At 49.1% G+C, this 8,193-nt stretch carries 8 protein-coding genes; 1 reads left to right on the forward strand and 7 read right to left on the reverse strand.

Going from position 1 to position 8,193, the window contains the following annotated elements; translation table 11 throughout:
• The 3 genes from VN105_RS06645 to VN105_RS06655 all read right to left on the reverse strand — a co-directional run.
• A partial coding sequence (locus VN105_RS06645; RefSeq protein ID WP_325639141.1) for a hypothetical protein occupies positions 1-384 on the reverse strand: 384 nt, incomplete at its 3' end.
• A gap of 108 nt (positions 385-492) precedes the next feature.
• Positions 493-2,694, reverse strand: a complete 2,202-nt coding sequence (locus VN105_RS06650; RefSeq protein WP_325639143.1) for a B12-binding domain-containing radical SAM protein — start codon at positions 2,692-2,694, stop codon at positions 493-495.
• A 178-nt stretch (positions 2,695-2,872) separates the two neighbouring features.
• Positions 2,873-4,780: a TonB-dependent receptor plug domain-containing protein gene (locus VN105_RS06655; protein ID WP_325639145.1), complete on the reverse strand. Its 1,908-nt coding sequence runs from the start codon at positions 4,778-4,780 to the stop codon at positions 2,873-2,875.
• Positions 4,781-4,923: 143 nt separating this feature from the next.
• On the opposite strand from VN105_RS06655, the gene VN105_RS06660 reads away from it, so the two are divergent.
• Positions 4,924-5,061 carry an alanyl-tRNA synthetase gene (locus VN105_RS06660; RefSeq protein WP_325639147.1) on the forward strand — a complete coding sequence of 46 codons (138 nt, stop codon included), beginning with the start codon at positions 4,924-4,926 and terminating at the stop codon, positions 5,059-5,061.
• On the opposite strand, the gene VN105_RS06665 is transcribed toward VN105_RS06660, so the two are convergent.
• The 4 genes from VN105_RS06665 to VN105_RS06680 form a co-directional block, all read right to left on the reverse strand.
• On the reverse strand, positions 5,058-5,840 hold the full coding sequence (locus tag VN105_RS06665; RefSeq protein ID WP_325639149.1) for a PhzF family phenazine biosynthesis isomerase: 783 nt from the start codon (positions 5,838-5,840) through the stop codon (positions 5,058-5,060). The genes VN105_RS06660 and VN105_RS06665 overlap by 4 nt on opposite strands.
• Positions 5,841-5,982: 142 nt before the next feature.
• A complete protein-coding gene (locus tag VN105_RS06670; RefSeq protein ID WP_325639151.1) occupies positions 5,983-6,201 on the reverse strand; it encodes a CDGSH iron-sulfur domain-containing protein in 219 nt (72 codons plus the stop codon).
• A gap of 62 nt (positions 6,202-6,263) precedes the next feature.
• Positions 6,264-6,644, reverse strand: coding sequence for a VOC family protein (locus VN105_RS06675; RefSeq protein ID WP_325639153.1), 381 nt, complete (start codon positions 6,642-6,644; stop codon positions 6,264-6,266).
• A 145-nt stretch (positions 6,645-6,789) separates the two neighbouring features.
• Positions 6,790-8,127, reverse strand: coding sequence for an MBL fold metallo-hydrolase (locus tag VN105_RS06680; RefSeq protein WP_325639155.1), 1,338 nt, complete (start codon positions 8,125-8,127; stop codon positions 6,790-6,792).
• Positions 8,128-8,193: the final 66 nt, after the last annotated feature.

The raw sequence follows: 8,193 nt of genomic DNA on the forward strand, positions 1-8,193 counted from the left end.
CTGCAGCAACTGTGCATACCCCACCTGACCCTGATCGGAGGTCAGTCCCTCGGCCACCAGGCTGAGTTTCTCATTAGGCTCCGGAATAGCAAAATGAAACCGGATATACTCGCAGCCTTCCTGGCTTAAGATACGTAAAAGAGACGCTTTACTGAAATCTACAAAATAGGAACCCTGGAATAAAGGAATCAACCCGGGGTTGGCAATTAAAAACTTGTAAAAATTGTTCAGCATACCAAAATACGCCGCAACAGTAATTGGCATTCCATAGGTTACAGCCAGTTCGTCTGTGAAAGGCATGCGATAATCCAGCTGCTCAGTTGATGGTTTAAGGTAGCCCTGGTCGTTACAACCATAGCCTGCAAGGGACATTTGATCACTCATGTTAGGTCAGTTTAGTGGAAACAAATATTTGACTTTTTACTCATGACTGGTACCGGGAAAATCCCCGGTAAAGCATTTTACTGCTATCCACCTGCATTATCCTTTTTATTAAAGCTTTAACAGACCCAGCTTGTGAAGGGTATTTACCGGTTTGTTGTCCCAGAACAATTCAAAGTCCTCCAACCCGGCGGCCTCATAACTGTCTTTCACCTCCTGCAGCGTATAGGTTTTGGCGTTAGTTACCGACAGCTGCTGCAGCATCTGTGAAAGCCATTCCCCCTGCGATGGCTGCACACTGATATTTACTCTCTCTTTTTTGCCCTGGAAGGTGAAGGAAGACATTTCCCAGGTACTCCCCTTCTTCGACTTCGTAATAATTTCCATAGCCGGCTGTTTGCCCAGGTATATTACTTTAGATGTTGGCTTCACGGTTCCGGCTTCTTCCTCCATCAGTGCGGTAGTGATAAAATCCGGATGCACCGTGGTTTTCGGTACTTTGAAGTCGAACCATTTTGACAACGGGAAGTCCAGGCAGGCGCCATGCATAAAGTTCAGCAGCGACTTCTTCAATCCATAGCTGAAAGCCTCGTGATCTGTGCCTGTGGGGTCTATATGCATAATATCGTTATTGGCAAAGGCGCCTGTTCCTGTTGTTTCTTTCTGTACGTTGAACTTCGCGGGGTCCAGTCCTACCGGGCTGTGGGCGGTCATGGTAAACTGGTGCCAGAAGGCCGATTGCAGTATCCCCGCCTGGAACATCTGGCGTACCATTTCCAGCGCATCAATGGTTTCCTGTGCGGTTTGTGTGGGAAACCCATACATCAGGTAGGCATGCACCATAATACCGGCCCCGGTGAAATGCCGGTTCACCCTTGCTACCTGGGCCACGGTAATACCTTTCTGGATAAGCCCCAGCAACCGGTCGGACGCTACTTCCAGTCCGCCGGAAACCGCAATACAGCCCGATGCCTTGAGCAACAGGCACAGATCCCGGGTAAAGCTTTTCTCAAAACGGATGTTCGTCCACCAGGTAACGGTGAGCTTACGCCGGATGATTTCCAGCGCCAGCGCCCGCATCAGCGCCGGAGGCGCGGCTTCATCCACAAAGTGGAAGCCGTTTTGCCCTGTTTGCGCAATGATGGTTTCCATCCGGTCGCACAGCAACGAGGCTGTAATGGGTTCATATATCTTTATATAATCAAGGGAAATATCACAGAAAGTACATTTACCCCAATAGCAGCCATGCGCCATGGTGAGCTTGTTCCAGCGTCCGTCGCTCCACAGGCTGTGCATTGGGTTTACCACTTCGATGGCGGAAATGTATTTATCCAGCAGCAGGTCGCTGTAATCCGGCGTACCCAGCTGGGCCTGTTTATAATCATGTGTAGCGGAGCTGTTCACATACGTTACTTTTTCTTCCGCCAGCAGGAAAGTACGTTTCAGTTCTTCTGCGTTTTTTTTTCCTTCCAGGAAAAGCAGGAGGTTTTCCAATGGCGCTTCACCATCATCCAGCGTAATAAAATCCACGAACTCAAACACCCGGGCATCGGCCAGTGAACGCAGTTCGGTGTTGGGAAATCCGCCGCCCATTGCCACTTTCACAGCGGGATAATGTTGTTTGATCCACTGTCCGCAGCGCAATGCCGCATACAGGTTGCCGGGAAAAGGAACAGAAATGGCTACCATGGCCGGTTGCACCTGTTGCATATGCAATGCCAGCAATCCGGTAAGGATAGCATCTATATAAGTATGATCTGCCTGTAATGCGGCATAGAGTTCATCAAAGCTGTTGGCAGAACGGCTCAGGCGCTCCGCGTACCGGCTGAAGCCAAAATGGGGATCCACACACTCCATAATGAGGTCCGATAAGTCTTCCAGGTACATGGTAGCCAGGTGTTTTGCCTTATCCTGCGTACCCATGGCCCCAAAGGCCCAGTTCAGATCGTCCAGCTGTGCAAACCGCGATGCTTCCGGCAGGTAATCCCGTTTGCAGATCAGGTGGGCCAGCGTAGGATTTTTGCCCTGCAGAAATAAAATAACCGCGTCTATGGTCTGTATATAGTCGTCCTGCAACACCAGCATCCGCGCTATATTCTCCGAAGCCGCCACCGGCGGGGCTGCGGCAATATGTGCAAACAACTGTTCCAATCCCTGTTTTGAAAATAGACGGAGCGTTACCTCAATACCCAGGTCGGACTGGAAGGAAGTAATGTTCTTTGTATTCAGAAATCCTTTCAGGTAAGCCGTGGCCGGGTATGGCGTGTTCAGCTGGGTAAACGGTGGCGTTATTAAAAAAACAGAATTACTCAAGTCGCGTTGTTTAAAACGCAAAGCTAGCGCTTTTTGCGGAGAGAGCGAAGGGTGCGGAGGAGAGCGCCTTCGGAGTGCAGGCATCCTTTCTACCGGTGGTTTATAACGGTTACAGTTGGTGGTTTGTAATAAAAAAAGCAGCGAACAGATTTGTCCGCTGCTTTTACTTTTTTGCTGACTAGAAGCTCACTTTGCCACCTATCGTGACCCAGCGGCCGGGCATAGGCACAGCGCCGGCTTCCACATAGGTTACATCCAGCAGGTTATTTACATCTGCATATACCTGGTAACGGGGTTGCCTATACGCAATACGCGCGTCTAACAGGGTATAGTCTTTGTAATTAACACGCATGCAATAACGCGCTGCCGCGGAAACGCTGAAGTGACGGGCAACATCTGTACGTACATTGGCAGTGAACTGGTGCCGCAGGCTTTCAATCACATACCTTGAAATCTTTGTGGTGATCGCATCGCCTTTAAACGAAGGGGAAAGGTAGTTGTAGCCGGCATTCACACCAAAACTGTTAAACAGCGAACCATTGCTGAAAATAGTATTGTAGCCGCTGTTCAGTGAAAAACCGGTCATATCTGCCCGCTGGAAATTCTGCGGTTGCCAGGGAACTTTTGTGGGATCTACCCCACCGGCGGTATCTTTCACGAAGTCAATAAAATTGCTGACCTGGCGATAGAACACAGAACCGGAAAAGGAAAATTTACCGCTGAACTTCCGTATGCCCGCTTCTGCAAAAGATGCTTTCTCCGGCCCCAGGTTTTCGTTGCCGATAATACCACCGCCTTTATAATAAAGATCTGTATAAGTAGGTAAACGCTGGGCAGTACCTGCATTGGCAAAGAGTTTTATATCGGGTGTAATATTAAAACCTATATCCGCACCGGGGAAGAATTGCCAGCCGTAAACCTTGTTATAATTGAGATAACCTCCTGCGGTAAAACTAAACCGGCGGTCGGCCGGCGACTTATACTCCCCGAACACGCCCAGGTTGGTGCGGTCGTGGTTACCGAGGTTGGAGCTTTTAATATGCTCGTAACGTCCTTCCAGGCCGGCGCCAAAGGTACCGATGGCAGTGGTAAAGGTGTTATTCAGCTCTGCGTCGAATACATGGGTATTATGAAGATTCCGGAATTTATCTGGTTTTATGTAGATGTAAGCATCTTTGGTATAGCGGTAGCTTATCCGCGGTGTCATCACCCAGTTGGGGTTCATGCGGGAGGTATTGCTCACGGCCGCAAAGAGGGTTTTCACCGTTTCTTCTGAGTTCAGATCGCCGGGAGCGGCGTAAAAACCGTTGGCGCCATAACCGTTATTTACAAAGCCGGCCATTACGTTGTATTGGTGCAGGGTGTCGCGGTTAAAGGCGGCCTGGTAAAATGCGCGGTAGTTGTCGTATGCCGTGTTATAGCGATAACCATTGCCCTGGTTGCGGCTGGCGGAAAGCGACTGGCTCACCCCGTTCTTTACTAATGCGCCGGTGGCGCCAATACTATATGCACCGTATAAATTATTGTTTTCGTTCTTTTTGAAACTGCTGCCCCCGCTGCCGCTGATGGTCACCCCGCTTTGGGTGGCTTTACGGGTTACGATATTAATAGCGCCGTTCAGTGCATTGATCCCGTAAATACGGGCGGCAGCGCCTCTCAGCACCTCTATGTGGTCCACATCAGCCAGTGAAATGGGCAGGTTCATGATATTATGGCCAGTTTGCGGATCGGTGATCTTTACGCCGTTCAGCAGCACGAGGGTCTGGTCAAAAGTGCCTCCGTCGATGCCAATATCCGCCTGGATACCGCCCGGCCCGCGTTGCCGCACATCCAGTCCGGGTACATAGGCCAGTACTTCCGTTACAGACGATACCGGCATGGCTTCAATCTGCCGGCGGGTAATAATGGTAATGTTGCGGTTCACCGCCTTTACGGGCGCTGCCAGCCTGTTTTCCTGCACAATCACTTCATCCAGGTGGTGGGTGGTGGTAAGCACCGAGTCTTCCCGTTGCTGCGCTGCGGCGCTTCCACAGAGGCTCAGGAACAGGGATATCAGTAATTTGTTATTTGGTACTGCTACACGCATCTCTCAAAATAGTTGCTAAAAGAGCGCAAAAGTACGTATTAAATCATTTATCTAATCATGTAAGGATATGCTGCAACAATAACCAAACCTTAGTGCGGTTAAGATATATTTATCTCCATAAAAAAATTTAATTTTGTGCAGCTATGTCGCCAGATAACAACAGGAAAGCAAAGATCCTCAAATGGATAAAAAAGCTCGGCTTCTGGGGCTTTCTTTTCTTCCTTGTAAAGGGTTTGCTGTGGCTGGCCCTGGGCTACTGGGGCGTATCTTTGTTCCGTTAAAAACGGAACACGCCATCTATCACCGTCACGGCTTCTCCTTTCAATAATACGCGGTCATTTTCCAGAATAACTTTCAATTCCCCTCCCCGTTTTGATGCCTGGTAAGCAAAGAATTGATTCTTATGCAACCTGGCAGCCCAGTAGGTAGCTAAACTGCAATGTGCTGAACCTGTTACCGGGTCTTCGTCAACGCCCACCGGTGTGGCAAAATAGCGGGAAATAAAATCGTATGGTCCGCCTTTGTCATCTTTCCCTGTAAGCACCAGCAGGTAAGGCGCCAGGAGGTTCCTGTCCGGCACAAAATCAGCCACGGCGGCGCCGGTTGGCAACTCTATAATATAGCGGTCTACGCTGTATGCCACATCAATGGCGTCGGTAAACAGCTTTCGCAGGTCGTCCGGCAGCGCTGCCCGGGTACAGTCCCGGGCCGGGAAGTTGAGCGTGATCCACCCGTTTTGGCGGCTGGCTGTTAGCACGCCGCTCAGCGTGGTAAAGGAAATGGTATCATCCGGCGCTACGAGCCCGGTTTCCCATAATACATGCGCGCTGGCTAATGTAGCATGCCCGCAAAGCTTCATTTCTACTTTTGGTGAAAACCAGCGCAGGTGGTACCCATTTCCCGCCGGCAGCAGGAACGCCGTTTCCGCCAGGTTGTTTTCCGCCGCAATGGATTTCAGTACTTCGTCGCCGGGCATTTGCTCCAGGAGGCATACGCCTGCCTGGTTTCCCTTAAATGGTTGTCTGGTAAAAGCATCTACCTGAAAAAATCTTACTTCCATATGTTGTTACTGATTGTTGCACAAAAATGCAGCGAATTATTTTCCAAAAACAGATGCAATTTTGATTATTTCGACCATATCAGATATAAAAAGGCTTCATGCAGGTGTTTGCATGAAGCCTTTAAAAATTGTGCTGATTTTACTACTTCTTCGGTGGAAGCGCAAATGCTATTGCATCATGTTCAAAATGACCTTTGTGAGAGCCATCGCAAAACGGTTTATTGGCAGAAAGTCCGCAACGGCAGATCCCTACTGCTTCCCGGCCGCCCAGGTCGTACTTGTTCCCGTTCTTATCCACGATCTCAAATTCACCTTCTATTCTCAGTGAACCATTGTTGTTTACTGTAATCTTTGTAGCCATAAATCTTCCTTATTTGAGCGGCAAAAGTAGGGAAAACAAATGGCTATTCCGTTAACAACATATTACGGTTGTTCTATCACGGAAAGGATGTTCCCTGCGGGGTCGGCAAACCAGGCAATTACAGGACCGCCTCCGCGGAAAATACCTTTCCCGTCTGTTTTAAGCTCGCCTTCATAGTGCTGGAACTGTACGCCTTTTGCAGTAAGCTTGTCTACCGCTTCTTCCACATTGCTTACCGGGAAGTTCAGCACGGTAAATGTAGCCGGTGTATGATTGGGCTTTTCGTAGATCATCACGGATGGCTCACCGGCAATTTTTAAGGTAAGCACAGGTTCTTTGGCGCCTGTTTCTACTTCTAATCCCAATGTTTGCTGGTAAAATTGTTTTGCCTGCTGCAGGTCATTTACTGAGAAACTGCTGAATGCTTTTGTTTTTCCAAACATAATAACTGGTTTTTCCGGTGAAGAATAATTAAGATGAAACAATGCCCGGCGGCCTGCTCCATTGAAATACCCGTTATGTAAATGTACTATCATCAGCCCGTAACTTCGGGGGGTAAACAAGGCAAATTAAGGGGCTTTTACGACATTATTGTACGAATTGTTTCACTGCCTCGCCCAGGTCATATACCTGCACTTTATTTTTCAACGCACCAGCCACAATGCTACTGCCCGCTGCGCTCCTGTAGCCGCCGGCGCAGTGTACCACCACGGGCTTATCAGATGGAATTTCGGAGATGCGTTCCCGTAGCTGATCAAGCGGAATAGCGATCGCATCATTAAATATTTTTTCATCACTTGCTTCGGATGTCATTCTCACGTCTACAATTGTGTAACGCTCCGGGTGTACCCTGAAATCCTCCAGTGGTAATGGCGCCATGGTTTCCCTGCCGTTGTTGGTGTAAACAGCAGCCGCTTTAATATATGGCTCGTAACCGATTTTAGCCGTTTTACGGATCACTTCCCATAGTTCGGTTTCATTTTCCGCCAGCAGGCAGTAAGATTCTCCCGGTGCAACGATGCTTCCCAGCCAGGTTTCAAATTTGCCGCCGTTCTGCAGGTTAATAGCATGGATTAAATGGCCTTGTTTAAAAAGGGATTGTGGCCGGGTGTCTATAACAGTAATATTTTCTTCAGCTATTGCGGCTGTTATCTTCACCTTATCCAGCGATGGTTGCAGGTCAGGCGCTCCTTCACGGTTTATACCTACATCGTAGGGAAAGTATTTCGGAACGAAAGGTTGCTGCGCCAGCAAGGCCGTTACAAACTCCGGTTCACTGAGTGGTTGCAGGCTCCAGTTGCTAACCTTCTCTACGCCAATAGTACTGCTATCGGCATCGCCGAGTGATTTGCCGCATAACGTTCCTGCACCATGTCCGGGGTATACCAGCACATCATCTTCCAGCACCATCAGCTTTTCACGCAGTGAATGATACATTTGTTTTGCCAGCACGTTACGGTCTGCCGTCACATTGCCGGTATGTTCCCTTAAATCCGGCCGGCCACAATCGCCCACAAATAACGTATCGCCTGTAAACACTGCCCGTGGCTCACCTCCGTATATCAGCACCACGCTGATACTGTCGGGTGAATGGCCCGGTGTATTCAATGCCTTGAGCACAATATCGCCCAGCATCATCCGCATTCCCTCATCAAAAGTTACATGCGGGTAAGCGGCGCCGGTACGTTTCGAACAATAAAGCGTAGCGCCTGTAACACGGTGCAGTTCCAGGTGACCGCTTACAAAATCTGCATGGGGATGGGTTTCAATTACCCCGGTGATCTTTGCATTCACGGCCTTCGCGTACTCCAGGTATGGCCTGATGTCCCTGGCAGGGTCTATCACGATGATCTCATGCGCCTTTTCACTGTAAATGGCATAAGCATACTGCGCCAGTCCTTTATCTTCAAATTGCTGAATATCCATGACCGTTTTACTTTAATGAAAAACTTTCCATGGAAGTTACAACAAACAGGATTATCACTTGTTTGT

Source organism: Chitinophaga sp. (assembly GCF_035564935.1).
Lineage (GTDB): Bacteria > Bacteroidota > Bacteroidia > Chitinophagales > Chitinophagaceae > Chitinophaga.

Coding starts and splice junctions, on each gene's coding strand:
- VN105_RS06665 (WP_325639149.1), bottom strand. CDS start 5,840: ATGGAAGTAAGATTTTTTCAGGTAGATGCTTTTACCAGACAACCATTT.
- VN105_RS06660 (WP_325639147.1), top strand. CDS start 4,924: ATGTCGCCAGATAACAACAGGAAAGCAAAGATCCTCAAATGGATAAAA.
- VN105_RS06655 (WP_325639145.1), bottom strand. CDS start 4,780: ATGCGTGTAGCAGTACCAAATAACAAATTACTGATATCCCTGTTCCTG.
- VN105_RS06670 (WP_325639151.1), bottom strand. CDS start 6,201: ATGGCTACAAAGATTACAGTAAACAACAATGGTTCACTGAGAATAGAA.
- VN105_RS06680 (WP_325639155.1), bottom strand. CDS start 8,127: ATGGATATTCAGCAATTTGAAGATAAAGGACTGGCGCAGTATGCTTAT.
- VN105_RS06675 (WP_325639153.1), bottom strand. CDS start 6,644: ATGTTTGGAAAAACAAAAGCATTCAGCAGTTTCTCAGTAAATGACCTG.